We start from the raw sequence: 23,563 nt of genomic DNA, 5'->3' as shown, positions 1-23,563 counted from the left end.
AGAAAAAGGAAGAAGAGGGATAAAATGCGATTGGAATATCGGCTCAATGATGAAACAAACGGGTATCCAGCTTTATGGAACTACGCAAATATTTCTAATTCTGAAATTGTCGCGCGCATGACTTGTGAATATTTTATAAAAGATGGAAATACATATATCGTTACTGCAACTTCAGTAGATCCAGACGGGACAGCAGTGTTATATATACAAAAGGAAGTTTTTTTCAACGACCCTTCAGATCCTACATACTCGCACATAGGTTTTGAAATTAGAGAACTAAAGGAAACCTGCTCAATTATGATAGAAAGTAAAGATATTTGGAATTACGAGGATATCTTACCCTCTCTCCATTCAGATATTATATATATTCAACGGGATGGAATACATTTGGAATTCACCCTCGATTCAAGAGAAATTGATGAAGACCGCAAGTGCTATATTTATTATGGGAACTTTACAGGTAAATCTAGATAACATGAGTATATTTATTCAACAAAAAAACCTTACGTATAAAACGTAAGGTTTTTTATATAGTCCCACATATGCCGTTATCTATAGATGTCCATAAACCTGCTTTCACAGGTGGATGTTCTCACAAATGTTTGTAACTTCCTTCTTAAAAAGATGGCCTGCTATCTACATTTAAATATTGAACTTCCGCATTATACTTATTGGTTTAAGACATACACAAGCTACGTACACCGTAGGAATTTTATATACTATTAGTTGAAATAAGACCCCCGCAAGTGCCGTCTCTCGTAAATGTCCAAAAACCCGCTACTCGCAGGTGGATGCCCTCACAGTTACCGTATATCTTCCTCCACAAGGAAGGCTTGATAATGGTCACTAAATATTGAGCTTCCGTAAAACTAACATCGGTTTTAGACATAAATAAGTTACGCACACCGCAGGATGTATTATTTACTTGTCGTTATATTATCACATTGTTTCCAATGTGTAAAATATAATTTTTTTGAAGCAATCTCTTGCTTGTGACCTTATTTTAATACAAATTATTTTTGCATGCAAGTGATTAATCTTCTTCTTTTGCAATTTGATTTTCTGGATAAGAAATCCAATCACTCCAGCTACCTGTATACAATTTAACATTTTGAAAACCAGCTAATTTTAATGCAACTATGTTCGGACACGCTGTAACACCAGAACCACAATATACGATTGTTTCCTTCTCTTTATCAAGATTTTGGAAACGCCCTTGCTGTTCCTCTTCGTTTTTAAAGTGTCCCGATTCTAAAATCCCATCTTTCCAAAAATAGTTTACTGCCGTCGGAATATGCCCTGCCTTCAAATCAACGAGCTCTTCCGCACCAGCATAACGTTTTGGTTCCCTAGAATCAATTAATGTCATATTTGCACCTGCACGAATATTCCCTCTCACATCTTCCATCGTTACAAGCATATTTTCTTGTATTTCCGGTATAAAAGGTTTTCGTGCAATAACTGGGATATTCGGCGTTGTGTGTAGTCCATTCTCTTTCCAAGCTGGAAATCCGCCATCTAATATATATACTTTCTCATGTCCTACATAGTTTAATAACCACCAGAGACGAGAAGCATTTGCACCCGCTTGACTGTCGTATGCAATTACTGTCGTATGTTCACCAATACCAGCTTGTGAAAGCTTGTCTGCAAACTCCTCAATATTCGGCAATGGATGGCGACCACCATGTTCTGTTACAGGACTTGATAAATCTACATTCAAATCAAAATATAACGCATGAAGAATATGTTCTTCCTCATACTTTTCTCTACCCCAATTAGGATTCGCTAAATCAAAACGACAATCGATTATACGGACATTCTCATCTTCTATATGCTCACGTAACCATTCGACTGTAACTATCATCTTTAACGACCTTCTTTCTCTTGCAAACGACTTACATACTCCATAACCATTTCTTCTGTAACAAATTTACGCTGCAGTGTAACACCATTTTTTGCAAGATCATTAATTTGCTTTGTTACAACATTAATGATATCAACCGAAAATTCTTTCCCCTTTAACGCAAGAGATACGGCTGCTTCAATAGCTGCTTCACGCTGCGCATCTAATTGTAAACATGCTTTTACACTTTCATTTTGTTTACGAGAATGTGCTGTAATTGCTTTATGTACTTCCATCTTCTCTTCCCCCTAAATAAGTTATACGTTCTTATTCAATTCCATTGCAAGCCGAATCATATCGCGACATACAATCCCATTTTCAATAATCTCTTCTTCATAATGCTTTGAAAAGTAATCAAAATCAATAGAAAAAATACGAAATCCACATTTTTGATATAAAGCAAGTTGTGAAACACTAGAATTGCCTGTACCAACTTCAAGTTTTGACATACCATATCCTTTAGCAGTTTCTACGGCATGACTTAATAGCTGCTTTCCAATCCCTTTTCCTTGCAAATGCTCTACAACCGCAATATTCATAATTTCCATTGTCCTTGGTCTTGTTTCCAAAAGCACATATACACCGATGATTCTTTCTTCTTGTTTAGCTATATACGTAAACCCTCTCTGTACATATGCATCAATTTGGCTTTCACTTGGATCAGCAAGAAGTAATAAAGATTTCGGTATAGCTTCTTTCGAAATACGCTCTATGACAACAGACATAAAAATTCCCCCTCCTCTATTGTTCTAAACCCCCCTTGTCTACCATAGATAATAGAAAGGAGGGATTCACCATGGACAACAATGAGAAAAAATGCAACGTCATCTCTATTGATGGAAAGAAAAAGAAGAGCGACACATATTCCTATCCAAAATTAGTAGTAGAAAACAAAACGTATGAGTTTTCTTCATTCGTCTTATGCGGTGAAACACCAGACGGCAGACGCTTAGTTCTTACCCATATGATTTCTACTGATGAGTTTGCAGGGTTTGTAAAATCTTTAGATACTGTACTACAAAAGAAAATTGAACGAATCTTTTTTTCATAACAGCTATTTAATATAAATTTCTTTTTCAATTTCTACTAACTGCTTTTGTAGCTCTTCTTTACTTTGTTCGTATAGCGATACATCAATTGTTTCAGCTAAAGCGAATAATATACTTTCATAATAATTCTCAACGTCTTGCTGCATCACTTTTTGGAATAGGTTCCATTTTGCATCCCACTCTTGCTTATAATGATGAACGAATAAATCTTCTTCATCAACTACATAGTTTGATACGAAAGGTTCTAACACTCCTTTAGCGTCTTCTTGCATAAAAGCTTTATCATTTTTTTCAAAAAAGCTTTTCTCATTTTTAAAATGTGCTAGTGCCTTTTTAAAATCTTTTATTTCTATTGAAGGAAACGGCTCTTTATGTGTAATAATTTTATATTCATAATCCACTGTTCCACCCATAGAAATCGATTCATTTTCCACTTTGCAATTCACAACAATTTCATCCTTTGCACGCTTCATCGCTTCATCTATCCATTTTTCAAGACGTAATGATGTCGCACGCATTTCTTGTAATAAATCATGTTGAATAAATGAAACTAATTCCATTACACATTGCTGTAACTGCATTTTCACATTCCCATCTGTTCGTAACGACGCCGGATTAATAAATTCAGTAAACACATCGTTATAGCGTAAAAATAGACGTTGGTGTACATAATAAAGCAATTCTTTCACTTCATTTTGCATTGCTTGCTCTTCAGCAAGTACACTATATGATGAAATAATATGAAGTAGCTGATTACGCTCTGCTTCATATTTTTTTGTTTGCTTCTCTTTCTCATCATTTCCCTGCTTTGCGCCATTTATCATATTTACAAGAAGCTGATTCGCTCCTTGCAATGCACCATATAAAGCATGCACAGATACAAGCATTAAATCCCTCATCATAAAGGACGTAAATGATTCTTCAAACTTAGTAATCCCGGAGTTTTGTAAAATACCATACTTTTCTTTATCAATACTTTTCCCTTGCTTTTCTTCAAGCGCACATAAACTTGAAATTGCAAATAAACGTGGACTTCTAATACCGTATTGCAGGAGCTGATCGGCAATATAACCTTTTACCATTTCAAGTTCTTCTTCAGATTGTGCTAAATCGGCAGCATTTATTAAGAAGAACATTTTATCAAGTGCAAATGTATCCTTTACACGACCGAGCTGAATTAAAAATTCACGATCCGCACGAGAGAAAACATGATTATAGTATGTTACGAATAAAATAGCATCTGCGTTTTTAATATACTGGAATGCAACATCCGTATGGCGCGCGTTAATAGAATCCGCCCCTGGTGTATCTACAAGAGCTACTCCTTGCCTTGTTAAAGCACAATCATAATAAAGCTCCATATACTCAACAAAGCATGATTTTTCTTCATTAGCTACATAATCAGAGAACTCCTCTAACGTAACTTGTAATTGTTCCCCTAAATGATTAGCAACTGCCTCATATCCTTTTTGTACCGCTCGCAAAAAGCTAAATGTTGTTTTTTGCTTCCCGCTTGGTGAAGGGTATTTCATAATTTGATCAATTTTCGTTAACGCTTCTTCCAATGTAGCAATTTCATAGTGAAACATTTTATAAACAGCTTTCATATCTTCTAACAGCGCTTGCTCTGACTTAAACTGGACAATTACCGTTCCATGTGGTTTATCTTCTGTAACTGGCAAAATTTGATTTATTGTTGCTGTCGTTGGGTTTGGCGATACAGGAAGTACCTTTTCACCGAGCAATGCGTTAGCAAATGATGATTTCCCAGCACTAAAAGCTCCAAATAACGCTACTGTAAATTGCTTCGTTTCTACACGCTGTCTTTTTCCAACTACTTCTTGCTGTAGATGTTTCAGTGTAGGCAATGGATCTAATATCGTTTCAGCTTTCTTCACCTTTTCTAATATACGCTGAATATTTAAAGCTTTCGTTCCTTTAATCTCTTCTTCACTAGCCGCTACGTTATCATTTACAATTTCTTGCTCTTGTAGTGTAAACTTCTCACTAACAACTTGTTTTTTACTTTGTAATATTTCGTCTATTTGCAATCCATCTGGTATAGAAATATTTTCATTCCAAATATCTCCTAAATAGCTCTCATATTCCTCATACGTCTTAATGTACTGTAATTTTGTTTCTTTTGCTGTTTGTAACATCGTGTATTTTTCAATTTCTTCTTCAATACGAGCAATCTCTATCTTCACTTTCTTCTGCAATATACCCGTACTTTTTCCAAAGATTTGCTGAGATTTCATAAAGTATCTTTTCTTTAACTCATTTGCAACGTCAGCAGTATAAAGAAGTAAGTAATCACCGGTAAATCCAGCCCCCTGTTTAATTGTTTCAGCCAACACTTCCGGTCCGAAAGCAATTTCTAACGCATATATGTCTTTCCCTATTTCCTCTGTAAATAACCCTTCTTCTTTTAAGAAGGCTACAATAAATTCTTTCACATGAAAATCAAGTTGCGTTTCAACAGTCTTTTGAAGAGCAGAATAAAAAGCATCTACACGTCTCTGTTTTTCTTGCTCCGTCTTTCCTTTCGCAAATAACAAACCAACTTTAAACTTCGTTAATTTCGTTTCTAAATATTTATTTGCCAATTCTCTCATTTCAAATGGCATTAAATACGCGTTATCTAATATGGCTTGTAAACCTTTTATAAATTCATTTCTCACATCAGATTCTTTACTAGCCACCCGATTTTTATTTTCAGTTAACTCTTCCTTTTTTTCAACTATCTCTGAAAGTGACAGTGGTGATGTTAATTCTTCTTCATATTTCATGAGATGTTTTTCATTTTCAGAAAGAATAAACGAACAATGTTCTTGCAGTAAATATTCTGTTTCTCGCTCCATTCCCTTTCTTACATACTGCTCTTTTTCTTTCATGATAGAAAAGATTAATGCTTCTAAACTTTGAATTTCATTGTATGGATGATTCATCATTCGCAATGATGTATAGAAAATACCATCTACTTCAATATCCCAGTTAGAAAAAGACTGTTTTACACTATCTCTATACTCTTCAAACGATAACTCATTTGCTTTATGTTTATCTATTTGGTTTACAACGAGATAAACCGTTTTATTACGTTGTTTCAATTCTTTAACAAACTGTAAGTTAACCTCTGATTGGACATGGTTATAATCCATCATATAGAAAATAACATCTGCTAGATGCAGTGTTGATTCCGTCGCTAATTGGTGGGCATCATCCGTAGAATCAATTCCGGGCGTATCAACTAACATAACCCCATCAGGAATTGGCGCATCATTTCGATAAATATGAACACCAATTACTTCATCACCGTCTTTACATATCTGTTTTAATTCTTCTGCTGAATATGCGCCGTCATATTCATACTGTTCTCCAGACTTAATCGTTACAACAACACGATCAGATCCTCTTTCAATTTTAACAACGTTAGCACTCGTTGGAATCGGACTTGTCGGTAATAATTGCGCTTTATATAGGTGATTCATCATTGTCGATTTCCCCGCAGAAAAATGACCACAAAAAGCTAGCATAAGCTGCTCTTGTTTATATTTTTGAATCACTTCAAACAACTTCAAACTATTCTCTACATCGCCGTTTTTTTGCCACTCTTCATAAAAACAAACAAGTTTTTTCATACCGTTTGTCTGTACTATGTTTGTCATCCCCTTGTTCCCCTTTATCCAAGATGTATATACTTTATCCCGCTATTTGTGGACAGTAAAAACCCGTTTCGTGCGGGCTAGTAATCAGTGAGAGATAGACCTCCCCGCTGATTAAAGTTTCACTTTATTATCATACTAAATTTTCAGCATATTCACATCAAAAATAAAAAATCCCTTTCATTCTTTTTACAAATGAAAGGGATTTTATGTAATATTATTCATTTTGTTGTTCCTACTCCATTTAAAACATACTTTGTAACACCAACATATATAGCAATCGTTCCTGCAACAAGTGCATACACCATATTAACACACCAACCTTTTTTGATAATGATTATCACTTTTGAATACATTTTATCATTAAAGAGAATCATTATCAACAAATTTCTAAAAAAAGAAAGCTCCTTCGGGAAAAGGAGCTTTACTGCCTGTTTTAAAGAAGTTTAAAACTTGCTGTGCACTCTTATTATATCTCATAATGCACATCTTAGCAGTTTTAAAAATTGGAAATTACCTATATACCCTCCTCTTTACATTTTGTATAATAGAGTGAAACTGTAATTAGTGGGGATATTTCCCATCCCCACTAATTATTAGTTGAACCAATCGGGCTTTTACAAGCAGTTGATCTCCCACCTAACTTCCTCGTATTCACTGAATTTTGAGGTGGGAGTCTTACTGCTTGTTAATGCGGGATAAAAGGGAATTACTTAACAAGGAGGAAAATAATGACACAAAATATTTCACAAGGCGAGAGGATACATTCCATCGATATTATTAGAGGAATAGCTGTACTAGGTATTTTTCTTGTTAACTGGCCTGTTATCGCTGGGATCGACTCACGTGATCTTTCAGGAGTTTATGAGGGGCTAAATAGCTATATCCGTCTATTTTACGATATGTTTATTCAAACAAAGTTTTATACTATCTTTTCGTTTTTATTCGGCCTAGGCTTTTACATTTTTATGACTCGTGCTGAAGCGAAAACAGATCGCCCAAAAACTTTATTTGTTCGCCGCTTGCTCATTTTATTATTATTTGGTTTCTTGCATTACGTTCTTTTATGGGACGGAGACATCTTACATAGTTATGCCATCGCTGGATTTTTCTTATTGTTATTTTATAAGAGAGAGCCTCGTACTATTTTAATATGGGCATTAGTTTTACTAAGTATTTTTCAATTTTTCATGCTAATCGCTAGTATAGTGGTTGCCTTAGTACCAAAGGCAGAGTTAGGGTTTTCCTTACCGATCATGCCACTTGAAGACTGGGTGTCACAAATACAAAATCGTTTCCATGCATTTTATTCTGAAGGAATTGGACTAAATGTATTCATGCTCCCAGAAACAGTTGGACTATTTTTACTTGGTTTATACGCCGGAAAAAAAGATATTTTCCGCCGCACGAAAGAGTTAGATCCAAAGCTTAAAAAATGGCAAATCATTATGTTCATTTTGACATTACCAATGTGGTTCTTCATGGTCCGTTACTTCTTATCAAAACCATCTTATGAACCATTTTATATGCAGGCCTTTACAATGTTTAGTGGAAAAACATTATTCATATTCTACATTTTCACGCTCATGCGTTTATTACAAAAAGAAAGATGGCAAACATTATTACGTCCGTTCCAATATGTCGGACGAATGGCGTTAACAAATTACATCACGCATACGATTGTTACGTTACTTGTATTCGGCCTATTTTTCAAAAATTATTATCCCGCTCCATTATGGGTGGGACCACTATTTTGCATCGGCTTTTATACGTTACAAATCTTTATTAGCCGCTGGTGGCTTTCACGTTACCAATATGGGCCACTTGAATACATTTGGCGCCTTGGTACATACGGTAAGATAATGCCACTTAAAAAGAAAAGCAAGGTCTCATAATGAGACCTTGCTTTTTTACGCTTCTCTTACTGCACTTTGCATCGGAACTGGCTCTTCTTTTACTTTCACTTTACGCTGCGGCACCATATTAAATACAATATTTAAAAGTACTGCTGATGCACTTCCAAGTACAATTCCGTTATCAGTTAAAATACGGATGTTTTCCGGAAGCTGTGAGAATAACGTTGGAACGACTGTAACTCCAAGTCCGATTCCGACAGAACATGCAACAATTAATAAATTTTCTTGTTTTCCAAAATCAACACTGCTTAACATTTTAATACCATATGCCATAACCATGCCGAACATTGCTAGCATTGCACCGCCAAGTACTGATTTCGGAATAATTGTTGTAATGGCTGCGATTTTAGGAATAAACCCAAGAGCAATTAACATACCACCACAAGTATAGATAATGACGCGATTTCTTACTCCAGTTAATTGAACAAGGCCTACGTTTTGAGAATATGTTGTGTATGGAAATGCGTTAAAAATACCACCTAGAACCATCGCTAATCCTTCTGCGCGATAGCCTTTTGTTAATTCTTTTTCACCGATCTTTTTATTACAAATATCAGATAATGCAAAATATACCCCTGTTGCTTCCACAATTCCTACGCAAGCAACGAGAATCATCGTAATAATTGGCGTTAATTCAAATGTTGGTGTACCGAAGTAAAATGGCTGAATACCGTGGAACCAATCCGCTTCTCCAACCGCTTGCAAACTTACTTTCCCCATAAATGCTGCAACGATTGTACCGAACAATAGACCTAGTAAAATAGAGATTGAACGAATAAATCCGTCAAAGAAACGATACATAATGATGATAAATAATAATACACCAAATGCTAACGCTAAATTTTCAAGACTACCGAAATCTTTACTTCCTACTCCTCCAGCCATATCATTAATTGCTGCTGGAACAAGTGTAACTCCAATTACGGTAACGACAGATCCTGTTACAACAGGTGGAAACAGTTTTACAAGCTTTCCAAATAATTTCGCAAAAATAACAACGAATAACCCGGCAGCAATAATCGCTCCATAAATAGAAGACACCCCGTATTGTTTTCCGATTGCAATCATCGGTCCAACCGCTGTAAATGTACAACCAAGTACAACTGGAAGTCCAATACCGAAAAAGCGATTTGATAATGCTTGTAAAATTGTCGCAACGCCGCACATTAATAAATCAATTGAGACTAAATATGTTAACTCTTGTTGATTTAAACCAAGTCCCCCGCCGACAATAAGAGGAACAATAATTGCGCCAGCGTACATGGCAAGCATGTGCTGCATACCAAGCGATGCGATTTTAAATGGATGTTGCTTCATCGTTTATTTCACCTCCGCAGTTTCTTGCTGTACAAATGTAACTGTGCCGTTATCAAGTGATGCAATTTCTGCTAGTGACTCAACACGAACTCCTTGTTCGCGAAGCTTCTTTCCTCCATCTTGAAATGCTTTTTCAATAACAATACCAATTCCTGCAATACTTGCTCCAGATTGCTCTACTAAACTCATTAAACCTAAAGCAGCCTGACCGTTTGCTAAAAAGTCATCGATAATTAAAACGCGATCATTTTCATCGATATGATTTCGAGATAATGAAATTTCATTCGTTTCTTGTTTCGTAAATGAGTATACGTTTGCAACATACATATTATCTTGTAACGTTAACGATTTACGCTTTCTTGCAAAAACTACTTTTACACCAAGCTCTAAAGCAGCCATAACCGCTGGTGCAATGCCTGAAGATTCAATCGTCACGATTTTTGTAATGTTCTCTTCTTTAAAACGCTTAGCGAATTCTTTTCCGATTTCTTGCATAAGTACTGGATCAATTTGATGATTTAAAAATGCATCTACCTTTAATACATCACCAGATAAAACCTTTCCTTCGTTCAAAATCTTTTCTTGTAATACTTTCATGTTAGTTCCTCCTCTTATGCAAATAAAAAAACTCCAAAAGCCGCCACCACTCGTTACAAGTGAGAGACGTGCTTTTGGAGTTTCGCAAAAAAGAATGCTAAACAAGCAAATATATTCGTCCTCACTCATAGTCAAAGTATTTACGGTACTTCGGTAGAAACTTGCAGGCCATATCCCCGCGATTATATGAGTGTAGCTAACTTATTTATTTATAGAAGGATTATAACGCACTTTTTTCACTTTGAAAAGCATTTATCGAAAAAACACGTACGAATTTTATGAAAACACCATTTTTGTTCGAGTTTTTCAAACTTTCACATTTCATATTACAACGTCGTTAATATGATAGGACCATCCTTCGTAATCGCAATTGTATGCTCATACTGTGCAGATAATTTCCCATCCATCGTCCGTGCAGTCCATCCGTTTAAATCTACTTTAGAATATCGCATACCGGCATTTACAATAGGTTCAATTGTAATTACCATTCCTTCTTGTAATTCTGGTCCTTGCCTTGGCTTACCAAAATGAAAAATTGCTGGTTCCTCATGAATTTCTTTACCAATTCCGTGTCCCGTAAAGTCTCTTGCAACAGAAAACCCTTCAGAGGCTACATAACTTTCAATTGCGTATCCAATATCTCCAACATGGTTACCACTTATTGCTTGCTCAATCCCTTTATATAAAGCACTCTCTGCCACTAACAATAACCTTTTTGCTTCATCAGAAATATCTCCAACTATATACGTCCATGCAGAATCCGAAAGCGCACCATTTAAGTTTACTACCATGTCAATTGTCACAATATCGCCTTCACTTAAAGGAACATCTGTTGGAAACCCATGACACATTTCATTGTTCACAGATGCACATATTGCGTATGGATAATCGTTATACCCTTTCTGTTCGGATCTGGCACCATGCTCTTCTAAATATGCTTCAACAAACGTATCAATTTCTTGTGTAGTGATACCTGGTTTCATCATTTTTGCAATTTCTCTATGACAAGAAGCTAGTAACTTCCCCGATTCATGCATCAAATCTATTTCATTTTTCGTTTTAATTGTAATCATACTACCTCTACCTCTCCTTACTAAACTTGCTATTTGCTACTAAACTTCAATCATACACATCCTCTTCCAAAATTTCAAAACTTCTAATTACAACAAGTACAAAAACAAACATCATTTATTTCTACATCAAAATAAAAAAACAGAAGTTCTCCTCTGTTTTTTAATCATTTTTACATATATAATTCATTTTCAAAAACTCAAAACAACTACCATTTGTTTTCTGTATAAACGTTCCAACAGCTTCGAATCCTGCTCTTTTATACACTTTAATCGCTCTTTCATTAAATGTCGCTACTGATAGTGTTATATAATTGCATCCATATTTTTCTTTACTAAAAGCTAGTCCAGCTTTTACGAACTGTAGACCAAATCCATTCCCAGTTATATCAGGTCTCATTCCAAGACCTATATCAACCGTTTGATTATTTATGTTACTAAAACTAAAGAAACCAATGAGAGTACTATTTTCCTTCACAGAAAATGTATGATTCCCTCTACTCTCATCCTCTAAAAACTCAGCTAAATCTTCTTCATCTGCCTCTATATCATAAAAGGTATACTCCCCTTCATAATGCCAGTTATATGCAATTTCTTCTGCTTCCGCTTGCGACATTACTGTAAACATATAGCCCATTTCTCTCACTCCCTCATAAAAAAAAGCTGCAATTAAGCAGCTCCTGTTTTATAACTCATAAATCTCTTTATATTTAGCTTCTAAATAATCAGCTAAGTAGTTTGCATTTAAACCTTCACCTGTCACATCTTTTAAAATTTCAAGTGGTTTTTTCGTTTTGCCATATTGGTGAATATTCTCTGTTAACCATTCACGAATTGGTGTCACGTTTCCTTCTTCTAATAATGCATCAAAGTTTGGAATATCCTTTAGCATCCTATGTTTAAATTGCGCTGCATACATATAACCAAGCGCATAAGATGGGAAGTATCCAAATGAACCACCAGCCCAGTGAACATCTTGCAATACACCTTGTGCATCGTTTTCCGGACGAATTCCTAAATATGCTTCCATCTTATCATTCCAAGCCGCTGGCAAATCCTTCACTTGTAATGTACCATCAAATAATTCTTTCTCAAGTTCATAACGAACCATGACGTGAAGCGGATATGTAAGCTCATCTGCTTCTATACGAATAAACGATGGCTTCGATTCGTTAATCGCATCATAAAACTCATCTACTGATATATCATTGAATTGACCATCGCTATACTCTTTTAATAAATCATAATTTTTCTTCCAGAATGATTTATTACGACCGATAAAGTTCTCAAAGAATAATGATTGTGACTCATGAATACCCATAGAAGTTCCACTACATAGCGGTGTACCTTCAAATTCCTCTGCAATATTTTGTTCATATACAGCATGACCACATTCATGAATCGTGCCGAAAACAGCCATACGGAAGTCTTTCTCATCGTAACGAGTCGTAATACGAACATCCCCTCTATTTAATGTAATTTCAAAAGGATGTACCGTTTCATCAAGACGACCCGCTTCAAAGTTATAGTTCAATTGTTTTAATAACTCTAAAGTAAAATTCTTTTGTTTTTCTTTTGAAAAATGTTCAGCTAAAGCATTTGTTTTTAATTCTTTTTTAGACTCAGAAATTTCTTTCACAAGCGGAACGATACGTTCACGTAGTTGACCAAATACATGATCTAACACTTCTACTGTGATTCCCGGCTCATACATGTCTAATAGCGTGTTATATTTGTACGTTTCGTAACCCCAATATGTAATAAACTTCTTTTTGAATTCAACAATTTTTTCTAAATACGGACGGAACATTTCGAAGTCAGATTTTTCGCGAGCTTCTTCCCATACACTTTCCGCTTTCGCTTCTAATTTCACATACGCTTCATATTCCGCTTGTGGAATTTTCTTATTTCTATCATATTCTTTACGACACTCTTCAACCATTTTCTTTGTCGTTTCAGAAAGTTTATTTTCAACAATTACAGATTCTAGTTCAGTTAAATAGTTCCCCATCTCATCTGAAGTCGACATCACAAACACTTCGGATGAAAGCATTCCAATTACTTCTGAACGCTGGTCTACTCCTTGCTTTGGTGCACCTGTTCTTAAATCCCAAAACATTAAGCTTAATGCCTCTCCGTAATTCTCTATCTTCTTCACATATGTTAAAAATTGTTTTTCCACTTCATATGTAGCAACTGTCATAGTATAAAAAACCTCCTTTTTCTACCTCAAACTTATTTCGACACTGAAACATAAATTCCTTTTCTAATAGAAAAAAAGCTTGGCAAATGCCAAACTTTTCCCTACAACATTTTTTCGCTTAAAGTACTTTTCCTTCTACCGGAAGTACTTTCTTCACTGCTTCTATAACTTTTTCATCTTCATTATCTGATAAGAATAATGATATAGCACCTTTATCTTCACTTGTACGAATTAAACGTCCAATTCCTTGGCGAAGACGTAAAATCATATAAGGCACATCTACATCCCAGAATGGATCATTCACATGTTTACGCTTCGCCTCAAACACAGGATCGTTTGGAGGGAATGGTAATGACCAAATAATAACATGTGATAATGATGAACCTGGAATGTCTAAACCTTCCCATAAATGAACGGCACAAAGTACAGTCTCTTCTTCATTTTGGAAACGAGAAACGAGCTGACTAATTTCTTGATCTCCTTCATATAGGAACGGAACTGACATTTGCTCTTTACTTACATATTCTTTAAACGCTGCAAGTTCTTGCGTTGTACGGAATAATACGAGTGTACGTCCATTTGTTTTTTGTATATTTTCAAGTGTATATTGACACTTTCTTTCCCATTCATTTTCTTTCGTATACGGAAGTAAGTTTACTGTCATTTGCTCTTCATAATCAAACGGCGAAGCAACTGAGAATGATAAGTAATCTTTTACCCCTAGACTATTTGCAGTAAATGCGAACGAATCATTGTCAGATAATGTCGCAGAAGAGAAAATATATGGAATCTTCTTTGAGAATACTTTTTCTTGTAACACTTCTTCAACTGCACGCGGCATAATAACTAATGTGAAAGCACCATCGCCTTCTTCACCCCACGTAATTACATTTTTCTCGTGCATGAAAAGACGAAGTGAATGCTCTAACACATCTAAATGCTCATCAACAATATTTAAATCGTATGTGTTTACTGTATGCATTTCACTTTCAAATACTAATGCATCACCGACTTCACCGATTTTCGCATAAAGTCTTTTCGCTTCTGCAGTTACCTTTTCTGTCACAGTAATTTCTAAACGATCAGAACCTTCAATTTCCTTTTTATTCTCTTGTAGTACCCCAAAGAATTGTTCAGTTTGCCAAATTGTTTCTTCTACTAAATGTGCGAACTCTTCACGAATATCATTTTGTAATAATCTCGTTAAAAGTTGCTCCATCATCGTTTGTTTTAAACGGTACGTTAAAGCTTTTTGAGCTGCATATTCTACAAGATGCCCTTCATCGAATACAACGCAGCTACTTTCTGGTAATAACGGAATTTGTCCTTCACGTTTGCGAGCTTCGTACGTCCAAATATGATCCATATAGAAATCTTGAGAACAAATGATTAAATCTGCCGCTTTACGATAATGCTCGCGCGAAAGAGTTTGACCACAACGATGACGAGAATCACAAGTGAAGCAATCTTGGAAGTAATCCCAGTTTACCTTTGACCATTCCTCGTCATTTAACAGTGGAAATTCTTTTCGATCACCATAGTGAGTAAAGTTCTGCATCGTACCATGATCGAATACGAACTGAGGTAATTCGTAATATACATCTTCAATTACTTCTGGAGCTCGTCCACTCATAACATCTTCAAGTTTACGTAAACATAAATAATTATCCATTGACTTCGCAAGTCTAACATCAACAGATAGCCCTAATGCTTCAGATAACTTAGCAATGTCTCCTTCTTCTTTCACAAGCTGCTCAATTAACGTTTCATCTGCACAAGCGATAATAGCCGGCTTCCCTGTATAACGTGCATAACAAATTGCATATAGAAGATATACAATTGTTTTCCCTGTTCCTACACCCGCTTCTGCAAACATAACTTTCTTCTCTTGGAAAGCGCGCTCTAACTGAAACGCCATAAAAATCTGTTCATCACGCTCTTCAAAGCCCTTTTCCGGAAGAATGTCGTAAAACACATCTCCAATCCACTCATTCAACTTATCATAAAAATTATCTTGTTTTCCTACTTCAAATGGTAACCTATTCTCAGTAAACATCCTTAGCCTCCAACCAAACAGTTTTTCTATAAAAAGATATAGCAACTGCTACTCACATGTGCGCAGCCACTTTCCCCTGTTACAATACATAGAAATACACGAAAAAAAATTTTCCTTTCGAAAAAGGAAAATTTTTTTCTATATTAATAACCTTAAATAACGTTTATCAATCGCTGTTTCATGTGAAAGAGCTGACAAATATTCTTCCTGCGCTTTTTGTATTCCATCTACAATTGCACCTTGACTATCCACTTCTTTTCCGAGCTCATCATACGTACGGTGAATAGCTTTTTGAATCATCGATAATTGGAAACTATCCATATCACTTCCTCCTTTACGCATTACATAATAGCCAGTATATGCGTGCTGGAGGAGTTTTATACTATGAATTACGCGGTGGACGCTTTCCGAAGTATTGATAGTAATCTGTACGGATAAATCCGTTAAACAGTTTACGCTTTTTCGATGCATCTTTCCCATAACATTTCTCAAATGCTTCATAACTTGTTAATAAATACATTGACCACGTATCTAATGGGCGGAATACCTCTCCCATTTCTTTATATAATTTTTCAACAAGCGCTCTTTCACTTAAACGTTCTCCGTATGGAGGATTCGTTACAACATAGCCATATTCCTCTTTTGTCGTGAAATCTTTTACTTGCATTTGTTTAAATGATATAAGATCCCCTAATCCAACTTCTTCTGCGTTATCTTGGGCAACTCTTATCATACGGTGATCGATATCTGATCCAATGATTTGCAATGGTTGATTATAATTAGCTAAATCTTCAGCTTCTTGACGAGCTTCGCGCCAATTTTGTTTACCAACCCAGCCCCATTCATCCGATGCAAAGCCTCGGTTAAATCCTGGTGCGATATTTTGTCCAATTAATGCAGCTTCAATTGGAATTGTACCAGATCCACAGAAAGGATCAACGAAAGGACGATCCGCCTTCCAGTTTGTTAACTTAATTAAAGACGCAGCTAATGTTTCTTTTAAAGGCGCTTCACCTTGCTCAAGACGGTATCCACGTTTATGAAGACCTACACCACTTGCATCGATTGTTAACGTCGCAATATCCTTGAGCATTGCAATTTCAATACGGAATAACGGTCCATCTTCTTCAAACCAAGTTGTGCGTCTATACGTTGTTTTTAATTTCTCAACAACAGCCTTTTTAACGATACGTTGGCAGTCTGAAACGCTAAATAATGTTGACTTCAAAGATTTCCCAATAACAGGAAATTCTCCGTTCTCTGGAATATAATCTCCCCAGTTTAACGCTTTTGTTTTTTCAAATAACTCATCGAATGTTGTTGCTTTAAATTCGCCGACTTTAATTTTCACACGGTCTGCAGTACGTAACCATAAATTCGTACGACAAATCGCTTTTTCATCCGCTTCAAACGTTACCTTTCCGTTTTCCACTTCACATTCATAACCAAGATCGCGAACTTCTCGGGCAACTAACGCTTCAATACCCATTGCCGCTGTTGCAATTAAAGTAACTTTTCCCATTTGCATTCACCTCTTATGTATAATCAAACAATAATTAATAACATGTTGTCCTATTAATTATCACATATTACGAAGAATATTCTCACTTACCATTTTAACTCACAACTTATAACTTCATACAAATAAAAAGCCCTCCTCTAACAAAGGAGAGCTGAGTTATTTCATAGTTGGTTCATAACGTTCTGTAAGCCATGTTCTGTTCCTTTGTACTGCAAACGGCCCACGCCTCGTACTCCGGTGGTAATCATCTATCTACAGGTTACGAAAACCTGTCCTTTTCCGTCGTTCATTTCCTTGGAAAAGATTCCCCTACCATTATTTGGGTTTCTCGCTCGTGGGGTTTACCTCGTTCCACTCCTATCATTTCTTCAAGGACTTCGTCACTGTGGCACTTTAAAGGTAGTCAAACCATATCCGAAAGGACTTAGGTTTTTTCCCTGCCGTTAAACCAGCCTTGCAGCCAGAATACCCTAGCTTATGACTTGGCTAGGCACGAACACTACAGCCATCTCAGGCCGTGCGAGCATGGACTTTCCTCTACAACGTTGGCGTTGCAGCGATTACCCAAACGTTATGACAAACATTAGTATAGTGGAAACAAAAAGATTTTGCAATGTTTTTTTCTATGTAAAATGCTTTAACCTTTTTGTTACCTTAATTTATTCGTATAACTTACTTCCAAATACAGCTTTTTCTAAATTAGATAGACGTTTTAAAATATCCGTATTCGTATTGTTATACACTGGTTGTGCAACTGGTGTTTGTACCGGTTGTTGCGGAACTTGTGTTGCCGCTACTTTTTGTTCTTCTAATTCACGTTTCAAACGAGCATTTTGTTGTTTTAATTGATCAAATTCCTTATGAAAAGCTTCATAATCTTTAATAATCATATCAAGAAACTTATCTACTTCTTCTTGTTGATAACCTCTCATACCTGTTTTAAATTCTTTTTCTAAAATATCTTTCGCTGTTAATTTAATTTTATCCGAAATCATTTTCTTCACCTCAAATTTTTGCCAAAGCTTTCATTAACTAAATTTTTTCAGAAACAACGCCTTTTGTCAATCAAATATACGAGTACTATATTACATATTACTCTGCATTATTCCACTGTTCCTCTTCCATTATATCTTGTAAATCAGAAAAAAGAATGAAATAACTGTGATAATTTTCTATTTCTCCTTTTTTCTTAGCTGCTTCTACAATATATTTAGGGCTCCCAGACTTTTCTTCATCATATACAGCTAAAAGTGCATCGCTTTTTTCAATAAAAAATTGATTCTTTAATTTAAATTGCTCTGGGCTTTCGTACTTCCGTTTCGTAATACTATCAATATGATCTGCTTGTGAAAGAATAAATTCGTAATATTCACGGTTATCTTCCTTCCAATTTTCCTCTTGTTCTAAAAAAGGAGTAAATACAGCTAATTTTAAATTTGGATATTCTACTTGAATTTCAAAAACAACTTCAGCAGCCCATAGCTCTACTCCTAATTGACCACTTATAATAACCCATTCCAAACCTTCTTCTACAAAAACAGTTAATTTACGACGCAGCGCCTTTTTTATACACTCTACTCCTGGATGATCATTTTTAAATATTCCAAGTTCAAACGGCTTATATCCTGTTACAGCAACAACCTTCATATCAACACTCCAATTACAAAAAAAAGAACTAGCATTTTGCTAGTTCTAACATATCATTTACTTTTTAAACATTCCACCAATGTTTGGTCCCATATTTGGTCCAAATGGTGATATATTCGGTCCCATATTTGGTCCAAATGGTGACACATTCGGTCCCATATTTGGTCCAAATGGTGACACATTCGGTCCTGGTCCAAATGGTGATATTTGATGACCATGGTGATGATGACCATGACCACATCCACCGCCAAATCCTGGATCACCAGGATCTACAACGTTTACGTTCGAGTTTGTTTGTGGGAAGAAGCTTTGATTTTTAATTTGTTGATGATGAACATGCGTTGTATGGGTTGGAAAAATGTGTGGCACCACCGTTGTTGAAAAAGAATGTGTTACGCATTGTTTTGTTGGATGAATGACAGGAGCTGTCGTACAAATCGGTCCTACAGGCTTATGCCCTCCAAAGCAAGGATGACAATGATGCATAGTTTTTTCTCTCCTCTCTCATTAAAAAAATCTGACTACACTTTACAATATGAGCGAGGGGGGAAAGCCGCTTGTTATATATACCCATTTATTTCATGGAAATTTGTCTAGTATCCAATTTCATACGTAATACCTATTATAGACAACCCCCTACTATTATTTACCAAAAAAGCCCCCGACTTGCTTAACAATCCCTGTTACTTGATTCATCGCGTTCATCATTTGTCCAGCTGTGTTCATCATTTTATTTACATCGTAGTTACCATCTGATGATTTAAATTGTGAAACAAAACTAGAAAACTGACTTGGTTGCTGTTGCTGTTGCTTTTGTTTATTCATCTTTGGATATGGTTGTTTTGGTGGATAAAACATAGCTTGTTGATTTACATATTGAGCTGGCGACATGTAGTTTTGTGAATTCATATACGCTTGCTGTGGTTGATTCATATACATTTGCTGCGGTTGATTCATATGTGGTTGTTGCGACTGATCCATGTGCGGTTGTTGCGGTTGATTCATATGCGCTTGCTGCGGTTGATTCGTATACGCTTGTTGCGGTTGATTCATATGCGGTTGTTGCGGTTGATTCATATGCGCTTCCTGCAGTTGATTCATATGCGCTTGCTGCGGTTGATTCCCAAATGACACTTCAAATGGTTGATAATAATTTTGGTTTCCATAATGAGGTTCGAAAGGATACATATTATACCGTAAATATGTATCCGGATTATACTGGTACATATTTTGCTGTGCATATGGATCTGTTTGCTGATATACATTAGGTTGTTGAAACATGCATACTCTCCTCCTTCACATAAGTTTCTACATATAGAATATGTACCTATAAAATAAAATGTGTAAAGGAGTATCTGTCTGTTTTTGTCGGAAGTTTAAATTTTTAAAAAAATTAGAAAGTAACCCTTCCATGCTATGATAATAAGGAAGAAGATTCTCATTGGGGAGGAATCAACATGGTATTAGGGGATTTAAAACAAGCGTTTTCTCAAAAAAAGGGGTATTACACAGAAAATTTGAATGAACTGTTAGACTTTGCAAGACATTGTTATCTTGAAGGAAAAATATGCATTTCAGATTACCGGACATTAATACGTGAATTAGAAATAAACGGTGCAACAAAACCTACAACAGTGACAGAGGCATAAAAAAACAAGAGGGTTTTCCCTCTTGTTATTTACATTGATCTACGATATTTTGCAAAGTATACGAAATAGCTTGATGAGTTTCAAAGAAACGTTTGCCTTTTCCCTTATTAACAAAACATTGTAGCACATTAGTTTGTAAATTATCATACACTTGATCAATTTGTTGTACATGTATATACTTAGGTCGTTCTTCCTTTATCCACCTATAAGCTAATTCTTTCCACATCTCTAACTCCGCATCTACAATATCAACAAATGGCTTCATATCCTTATAAAAATCGTATTCAGCCATCTCTCTTTTTTTCACATTCGCTTCATCATTATACTGCATTAACTTCTCCGAAGACTGGATTAATGCTTCATGTCCCATTTTGTTCCCACCTTATTATGCACTCACTACGACGTTTTGAAATGTCTTTACCCAGCTCCCTTTTTCTTCGTGATGCACTAATTTATTTTCCATATGTTCTATATGCATTTCTGTTATTTCTATCTTATTGCGTATTTTTTCACCTTTATCCTTCAATGCATGATTCATTCTAATCCCAATCTTCATTTCCAGCAAATCGAGAGAACTTAACATTTGATCCATTTTTTTCATAACATCTTCCTTCTGAACCATCGCCATATTTAAAACGCCCCCTTCTTTGCCTTTCCTTTGTCATGTAATTTCGCCGATTGATTACTTACTCCTTCTCACATGACAAAACTAGTTGATATTCGTCAAAGAAATCATTTAGTATGCCATTTTTAGAAATGGTAACAATACAAAAAGGAGGTGTATTACGATGACAAAAAATAAAAACGAAAAAAAGAAAAAGCAAAACAAACAACAAAACAAACCTGAGACTGGTAATCCAAAGCTTGATGGTCCAAATTTCCCCGCTACATAAAGTGAAACTTTAATCAGTGGGGTTTTGTTCATCCCCCACTGATTATTAGCCCGCACCAATCGGGTGTTTACGGACAGCAGGGCTTCCACCTACATTCTTTGCTCCAGCCAAATTTTGAGGTGGGAGTTTTACTGTCCGCAAATAGCGGGATAAAAAGACACTTTAACCAAAGTGGCTTTTACAAACAACTATTTTCTAGTCTACCTTACCTCTTCGCTTTCGATAAGTGTTGAAGTTAAAGTCGTACTGCTGGCAAATAACCGATTAGAAAGTAACTTGTTGTAGAGCATATTACTTTTAATAAAGAAGTCCCGCCTTCATTTAAGAAGGCGGGACTTCTTTATTATATCATGAACTCATCTATTCTTTTAACAAAACTACTTAATATAGAAAGAGTATGTATTTGCTCCCTCTTCTTTCTATACCATTCTGTTATATTAATTTCCCCCCTAGGTTTTTCAAGTAAAAATAATGAATCTATTTCCACCCCTTCACTAAACCAATCTTTTTCAATTAATTTTTCATGAGTGACAATAGAATACACATCCCGAAGAGCCGGCGTACATGATTTTCTAATTCCCCTTATATTACATTCATAATCCATCCTTGATCCTGTATGCCTAGTTTGCACTGCAAATTTATAAAAAGAAGCCTTATACTTTGAATGAAATAATAACCAAGCTAATTGTTTCCCCAGTTCTATACGTTTTTGCAACGTTTCAAATTGATAAACTGAAAATCCATACATTCCCCCTTCCACCGTTGGAAAAATAACTGCACTAACGTGAAATATTTCTTGAAATTTGAATAGTGCAGTATCAAATACATGTTTTTGAAAGTATGCATTCTCAATTACTGGTTTTTGAATTTTATTTTGTTCATTAATAATAAGTGCCGTCATAAGCCTATTTATATCTTTTTTCTCCCAAAACGCGACCCATTCTTTTTCCATAAAAATTGATATGTTGAAAAATTGTAACAAATGAAAGAGCGGCGCACATCTCTTTTTACTTTCCTCATACAGTAATAGTTGAGGAAATGCATCTAAAAAAATGAGCCAATTGGCTTTCTCATACAAATGAAATAATCGTCTCTTAACTGTTTGAGATAAAAGATTAGAATAATATTCTCCTTCTAAATCTGTCATGTTCCATCCCCCATTCCTTGAAACCATGCTTGCTAAAAAAGACCATCTAATTTCTCTATTTCTCAAATAATATTCTTGGTAAGATTGTGTACGTGAAATATTATCTACGTTAGCTACATCCGTGCTCTCCTTAATAGTAAGAACTATAGCTTTTTCCTCTTCTGTACAAAAAATATCATTACGGGTCTGTTTAATTTTTTCGTAATCATTCCATCGAAACATGAGTAAGTCACCATACCTTTCTTGAAAAAGGTCACATCTTTTTTCATTTTTTGATATAATCACCTTTGTAAGTAAATCTTATCAAGTTGGGAGTGGACAAAATATGACCATTCGTTACCCAAATGGAAAAAGGTACGATCAAGCTTCACAACCTCATAAAACACCAATAAAAAAACATACTTACAGTAATAGAGGTATGTCCCTTGAAGAGGAATTGAATGACACCAATCAATATTACTTAACCCATAATATTGCATGCGTACATAAAAAACCTACACCTCTTCAAATTGTAAAAGTAGATTACCCCGCTCGAAGTGCTGCAGTGGTAAAAGAAGCGTATTTCAAACAACCTTCTACAACAGATTACAACGGTGTATACAAAGGGAAATACATCGATTTTGAAGCGAAAGAAACTAAAAATAAAACCAGTTTTCCACTTCAAAACTTCCACCTTCATCAAATTGAACATATGAAGCAAGTAGTCGCTCATAATGGAATTGCATTTGTTATTATTAAATTTACACTTTTTGATGAATTTTATTTATTAGATGCAAAACATATTATTGCATTTTGGAATCGTCAAAATACTGGTGGACGTAAATCGATTACAAAACAAGAAATAGAAGAGCATGGGGCTTTATTATCATGCGGTTATCACCCTCGAATTGATTATATCCGCGTACTAGACACGGTTTATTTTTCGTGAT

The 23,563-nt window shown here is 35.5% G+C and carries 26 protein-coding genes, 3 other RNA genes and 1 riboswitch; of the genes, 6 read left to right on the top strand and 23 right to left on the bottom strand.

Annotated elements, in window-relative coordinates; genetic code table 11:
• Positions 1-24 precede the first annotated feature (24 nt).
• On the top strand, positions 25-474 hold the full coding sequence (locus QCI77_RS08120) for a hypothetical protein (protein WP_353824729.1): 450 nt from the start codon (positions 25-27) through the stop codon (positions 472-474).
• Between the two features lie 55 nt (positions 475-529).
• Here the strand turns inward: QCI77_RS08120 and ssrS (QCI77_RS08115) are convergent.
• From ssrS (QCI77_RS08115) to QCI77_RS08095, 5 genes are all read right to left on the bottom strand, one after another.
• A non-coding RNA gene (gene ssrS, locus QCI77_RS08115) (6S RNA) lies at positions 530-713 on the bottom strand.
• Between the two features lie 21 nt (positions 714-734).
• A non-coding RNA gene (ssrS, locus tag QCI77_RS08110) (6S RNA) lies at positions 735-917 on the bottom strand.
• A gap of 116 nt (positions 918-1,033) precedes the next feature.
• Positions 1,034-1,867: a sulfurtransferase gene (locus QCI77_RS08105; RefSeq protein ID WP_044438068.1), complete on the bottom strand. Its 834-nt coding sequence runs from the start codon at positions 1,865-1,867 to the stop codon at positions 1,034-1,036.
• Positions 1,868-1,869: 2 nt separating this feature from the next.
• Entirely contained in the window at positions 1,870-2,142 is a 273-nt protein-coding gene (locus tag QCI77_RS08100; protein WP_353824728.1) for a YpbS family protein, read from the bottom strand.
• 21 nt (positions 2,143-2,163) lie between these two features.
• Positions 2,164-2,631 carry a GNAT family N-acetyltransferase gene (locus tag QCI77_RS08095; protein ID WP_002086567.1) on the bottom strand — a complete coding sequence of 156 codons (468 nt, stop codon included), beginning with the start codon at positions 2,629-2,631 and terminating at the stop codon, positions 2,164-2,166.
• 71 nt (positions 2,632-2,702) lie between these two features.
• Here QCI77_RS08095 and QCI77_RS08090 point away from each other — a divergent pair, with 71 nt between their 5' ends.
• Positions 2,703-2,957 (top strand): DUF3931 domain-containing protein, encoded by a 255-nt coding sequence (locus QCI77_RS08090; RefSeq protein ID WP_000369740.1) that lies wholly within the window; start codon positions 2,703-2,705, stop codon positions 2,955-2,957.
• 3 nt (positions 2,958-2,960) lie between these two features.
• On the opposite strand, the gene QCI77_RS08085 is transcribed toward QCI77_RS08090, so the two are convergent.
• Both QCI77_RS08085 and QCI77_RS08080 read right to left on the bottom strand, forming a co-directional pair.
• A complete protein-coding gene (locus QCI77_RS08085) occupies positions 2,961-6,620 on the bottom strand; it encodes a dynamin family protein (protein WP_353824727.1) in 3,660 nt (1,219 codons plus the stop codon).
• A 218-nt stretch (positions 6,621-6,838) separates the two neighbouring features.
• On the bottom strand, positions 6,839-6,994 hold the full coding sequence (locus QCI77_RS08080; protein ID WP_002011935.1) for a hypothetical protein: 156 nt from the start codon (positions 6,992-6,994) through the stop codon (positions 6,839-6,841).
• Positions 6,995-7,348: 354 nt separating this feature from the next.
• On the opposite strand from QCI77_RS08080, the gene QCI77_RS08075 reads away from it, so the two are divergent.
• Entirely contained in the window at positions 7,349-8,512 is a 1,164-nt protein-coding gene (locus QCI77_RS08075) for a DUF418 domain-containing protein (RefSeq protein WP_353824726.1), read from the top strand.
• 15 nt (positions 8,513-8,527) lie between these two features.
• Here the strand turns inward: QCI77_RS08075 and pbuX are convergent, their stop codons facing one another.
• The 13 genes from pbuX to QCI77_RS08010 all read right to left on the bottom strand — a co-directional run bounded on the left by pbuX (position 8,528) and on the right by QCI77_RS08010 (position 20,226).
• Positions 8,528-9,850, bottom strand: a complete 1,323-nt coding sequence (gene pbuX, locus QCI77_RS08070) for a xanthine permease PbuX (RefSeq protein ID WP_289403529.1) — start codon at positions 9,848-9,850, stop codon at positions 8,528-8,530.
• Between the two features lie 3 nt (positions 9,851-9,853).
• Entirely contained in the window at positions 9,854-10,447 is a 594-nt protein-coding gene (locus QCI77_RS08065) for a xanthine phosphoribosyltransferase (RefSeq protein ID WP_353824724.1), read from the bottom strand.
• Between the two features lie 108 nt (positions 10,448-10,555).
• Positions 10,556-10,657, bottom strand: a riboswitch (purine riboswitch).
• A gap of 116 nt (positions 10,658-10,773) precedes the next feature.
• Entirely contained in the window at positions 10,774-11,520 is a 747-nt protein-coding gene (locus QCI77_RS08060) for a type I methionyl aminopeptidase (RefSeq protein WP_044438057.1), read from the bottom strand.
• A 160-nt stretch (positions 11,521-11,680) separates the two neighbouring features.
• Positions 11,681-12,154: a GNAT family N-acetyltransferase gene (locus QCI77_RS08055; RefSeq protein ID WP_353824723.1), complete on the bottom strand. Its 474-nt coding sequence runs from the start codon at positions 12,152-12,154 to the stop codon at positions 11,681-11,683.
• 48 nt (positions 12,155-12,202) lie between these two features.
• Positions 12,203-13,720, bottom strand: a complete 1,518-nt coding sequence (gene ypwA, locus QCI77_RS08050; RefSeq protein ID WP_353824722.1) for a carboxypeptidase — start codon at positions 13,718-13,720, stop codon at positions 12,203-12,205.
• A 118-nt stretch (positions 13,721-13,838) separates the two neighbouring features.
• Positions 13,839-15,776, bottom strand: coding sequence for an ATP-dependent DNA helicase (locus QCI77_RS08045; RefSeq protein WP_002011942.1), 1,938 nt, complete (start codon positions 15,774-15,776; stop codon positions 13,839-13,841).
• Between the two features lie 138 nt (positions 15,777-15,914).
• On the bottom strand, positions 15,915-16,097 hold the full coding sequence (locus QCI77_RS08040) for a DUF3921 family protein (RefSeq protein WP_113770068.1): 183 nt from the start codon (positions 16,095-16,097) through the stop codon (positions 15,915-15,917).
• Positions 16,098-16,158: 61 nt separating this feature from the next.
• Entirely contained in the window at positions 16,159-17,298 is a 1,140-nt protein-coding gene (locus tag QCI77_RS08035; protein WP_002011868.1) for a THUMP domain-containing class I SAM-dependent RNA methyltransferase, read from the bottom strand.
• A gap of 180 nt (positions 17,299-17,478) precedes the next feature.
• Positions 17,479-17,870: RNase P RNA component class B (rnpB, locus tag QCI77_RS08030), an RNA gene on the bottom strand.
• 87 nt (positions 17,871-17,957) lie between these two features.
• Complete coding sequence (gene gpsB, locus QCI77_RS08025) at positions 17,958-18,293, bottom strand: cell division regulator GpsB (protein ID WP_000622426.1); 336 nt, start codon at positions 18,291-18,293, stop codon at positions 17,958-17,960.
• A 97-nt stretch (positions 18,294-18,390) separates the two neighbouring features.
• Complete coding sequence (locus QCI77_RS08020; protein ID WP_002030808.1) at positions 18,391-18,945, bottom strand: SLOG family protein; 555 nt, start codon at positions 18,943-18,945, stop codon at positions 18,391-18,393.
• A 57-nt stretch (positions 18,946-19,002) separates the two neighbouring features.
• Entirely contained in the window at positions 19,003-19,431 is a 429-nt protein-coding gene (locus QCI77_RS08015) for a spore coat protein (protein WP_113770069.1), read from the bottom strand.
• 156 nt (positions 19,432-19,587) lie between these two features.
• Positions 19,588-20,226, bottom strand: a complete 639-nt coding sequence (locus tag QCI77_RS08010; protein ID WP_060751469.1) for a YppG family protein — start codon at positions 20,224-20,226, stop codon at positions 19,588-19,590.
• A 176-nt stretch (positions 20,227-20,402) separates the two neighbouring features.
• On the opposite strand from QCI77_RS08010, the gene QCI77_RS08005 reads away from it, so the two are divergent.
• The gene (locus QCI77_RS08005; protein ID WP_105583985.1) at positions 20,403-20,594 is read left to right on the top strand and encodes a YppF family protein; all 192 of its coding nucleotides are present in this window, start codon (positions 20,403-20,405) and stop codon (positions 20,592-20,594) included.
• Positions 20,595-20,619: 25 nt separating this feature from the next.
• Here the strand turns inward: QCI77_RS08005 and QCI77_RS08000 are convergent, their stop codons facing one another.
• Together QCI77_RS08000 and QCI77_RS07995 are read right to left on the bottom strand one after the other, a co-directional pair.
• Positions 20,620-20,964: a YppE family protein gene (locus tag QCI77_RS08000; RefSeq protein ID WP_002011864.1), complete on the bottom strand. Its 345-nt coding sequence runs from the start codon at positions 20,962-20,964 to the stop codon at positions 20,620-20,622.
• A 15-nt stretch (positions 20,965-20,979) separates the two neighbouring features.
• Complete coding sequence (locus QCI77_RS07995) at positions 20,980-21,222, bottom strand: hypothetical protein (protein WP_002030820.1); 243 nt, start codon at positions 21,220-21,222, stop codon at positions 20,980-20,982.
• Positions 21,223-21,340: 118 nt separating this feature from the next.
• Between QCI77_RS07995 and QCI77_RS07990 the strand changes: the two genes are divergently transcribed.
• On the top strand, positions 21,341-21,487 hold the full coding sequence (locus QCI77_RS07990) for a phage portal protein (RefSeq protein ID WP_307838389.1): 147 nt from the start codon (positions 21,341-21,343) through the stop codon (positions 21,485-21,487).
• Positions 21,488-21,830: 343 nt separating this feature from the next.
• Here the strand turns inward: QCI77_RS07990 and QCI77_RS07985 are convergent, their stop codons facing one another.
• Positions 21,831-22,856, bottom strand: a complete 1,026-nt coding sequence (locus QCI77_RS07985; RefSeq protein WP_353824721.1) for a DUF2515 domain-containing protein — start codon at positions 22,854-22,856, stop codon at positions 21,831-21,833.
• A gap of 103 nt (positions 22,857-22,959) precedes the next feature.
• On the opposite strand from QCI77_RS07985, the gene recU reads away from it, so the two are divergent.
• On the top strand, positions 22,960-23,562 hold the full coding sequence (gene recU / locus QCI77_RS07980) for a Holliday junction resolvase RecU (RefSeq protein WP_105583987.1): 603 nt from the start codon (positions 22,960-22,962) through the stop codon (positions 23,560-23,562).
• The last annotated feature ends 1 nt before the right edge of the window (position 23,563 follow it).

The organism is Bacillus cereus group sp. MG9 (assembly GCF_040459995.1).
GTDB classification, from domain to species: Bacteria; Bacillota; Bacilli; order Bacillales; family Bacillaceae_G; genus Bacillus_A; species Bacillus_A mycoides.
The sequence above is the reverse complement of the archived record's forward strand: the minus strand, read 5'-3'. Positions and strand labels throughout refer to the sequence as shown.

Excerpts from the sequence above, each read along its gene's own strand:
- QCI77_RS08015 (WP_113770069.1), bottom strand. The coding sequence starts at position 19,431 with ATGCATCATTGTCATCCTTGCTTTGGAGGGCATAAGCCTGTAGGACCG.
- gpsB (WP_000622426.1), bottom strand. The coding sequence starts at position 18,293 with ATGATTTCGGATAAAATTAAATTAACAGCGAAAGATATTTTAGAAAAA.
- QCI77_RS08105 (WP_044438068.1), bottom strand. The coding sequence starts at position 1,867 with ATGATAGTTACAGTCGAATGGTTACGTGAGCATATAGAAGATGAGAAT.
- QCI77_RS08035 (WP_002011868.1), bottom strand. The coding sequence starts at position 17,298 with ATGGGAAAAGTTACTTTAATTGCAACAGCGGCAATGGGTATTGAAGCG.
- QCI77_RS07985 (WP_353824721.1), bottom strand. The coding sequence starts at position 22,856 with ATGTTTCGATGGAATGATTACGAAAAAATTAAACAGACCCGTAATGAT.
- QCI77_RS08120 (WP_353824729.1), top strand. The coding sequence starts at position 25 with ATGCGATTGGAATATCGGCTCAATGATGAAACAAACGGGTATCCAGCT.
- QCI77_RS08005 (WP_105583985.1), top strand. The coding sequence starts at position 20,403 with ATGGTATTAGGGGATTTAAAACAAGCGTTTTCTCAAAAAAAGGGGTAT.
- QCI77_RS08085 (WP_353824727.1), bottom strand. The coding sequence starts at position 6,620 with ATGACAAACATAGTACAGACAAACGGTATGAAAAAACTTGTTTGTTTT.
- QCI77_RS08075 (WP_353824726.1), top strand. The coding sequence starts at position 7,349 with ATGACACAAAATATTTCACAAGGCGAGAGGATACATTCCATCGATATT.
- QCI77_RS07995 (WP_002030820.1), bottom strand. The coding sequence starts at position 21,222 with ATGGCGATGGTTCAGAAGGAAGATGTTATGAAAAAAATGGATCAAATG.
- recU (WP_105583987.1), top strand. The coding sequence starts at position 22,960 with ATGACCATTCGTTACCCAAATGGAAAAAGGTACGATCAAGCTTCACAA.
- QCI77_RS08040 (WP_113770068.1), bottom strand. The coding sequence starts at position 16,097 with ATGGATAGTTTCCAATTATCGATGATTCAAAAAGCTATTCACCGTACG.
- QCI77_RS08090 (WP_000369740.1), top strand. The coding sequence starts at position 2,703 with ATGGACAACAATGAGAAAAAATGCAACGTCATCTCTATTGATGGAAAG.
- QCI77_RS08095 (WP_002086567.1), bottom strand. The coding sequence starts at position 2,631 with ATGTCTGTTGTCATAGAGCGTATTTCGAAAGAAGCTATACCGAAATCT.
- pbuX (WP_289403529.1), bottom strand. The coding sequence starts at position 9,850 with ATGAAGCAACATCCATTTAAAATCGCATCGCTTGGTATGCAGCACATG.
- QCI77_RS08055 (WP_353824723.1), bottom strand. The coding sequence starts at position 12,154 with ATGGGCTATATGTTTACAGTAATGTCGCAAGCGGAAGCAGAAGAAATT.
- QCI77_RS08000 (WP_002011864.1), bottom strand. The coding sequence starts at position 20,964 with ATGGGACATGAAGCATTAATCCAGTCTTCGGAGAAGTTAATGCAGTAT.
- QCI77_RS08010 (WP_060751469.1), bottom strand. The coding sequence starts at position 20,226 with ATGTTTCAACAACCTAATGTATATCAGCAAACAGATCCATATGCACAG.
- QCI77_RS08065 (WP_353824724.1), bottom strand. The coding sequence starts at position 10,447 with ATGAAAGTATTACAAGAAAAGATTTTGAACGAAGGAAAGGTTTTATCT.
- QCI77_RS08045 (WP_002011942.1), bottom strand. The coding sequence starts at position 15,776 with ATGTTTACTGAGAATAGGTTACCATTTGAAGTAGGAAAACAAGATAAT.
- QCI77_RS08060 (WP_044438057.1), bottom strand. The coding sequence starts at position 11,520 with ATGATTACAATTAAAACGAAAAATGAAATAGATTTGATGCATGAATCG.
- QCI77_RS08020 (WP_002030808.1), bottom strand. The coding sequence starts at position 18,945 with ATGAAGGTTGTTGCTGTAACAGGATATAAGCCGTTTGAACTTGGAATA.
- QCI77_RS08080 (WP_002011935.1), bottom strand. The coding sequence starts at position 6,994 with ATGATTCTCTTTAATGATAAAATGTATTCAAAAGTGATAATCATTATC.
- ypwA (WP_353824722.1), bottom strand. The coding sequence starts at position 13,720 with ATGACAGTTGCTACATATGAAGTGGAAAAACAATTTTTAACATATGTG.
- QCI77_RS08100 (WP_353824728.1), bottom strand. The coding sequence starts at position 2,142 with ATGGAAGTACATAAAGCAATTACAGCACATTCTCGTAAACAAAATGAA.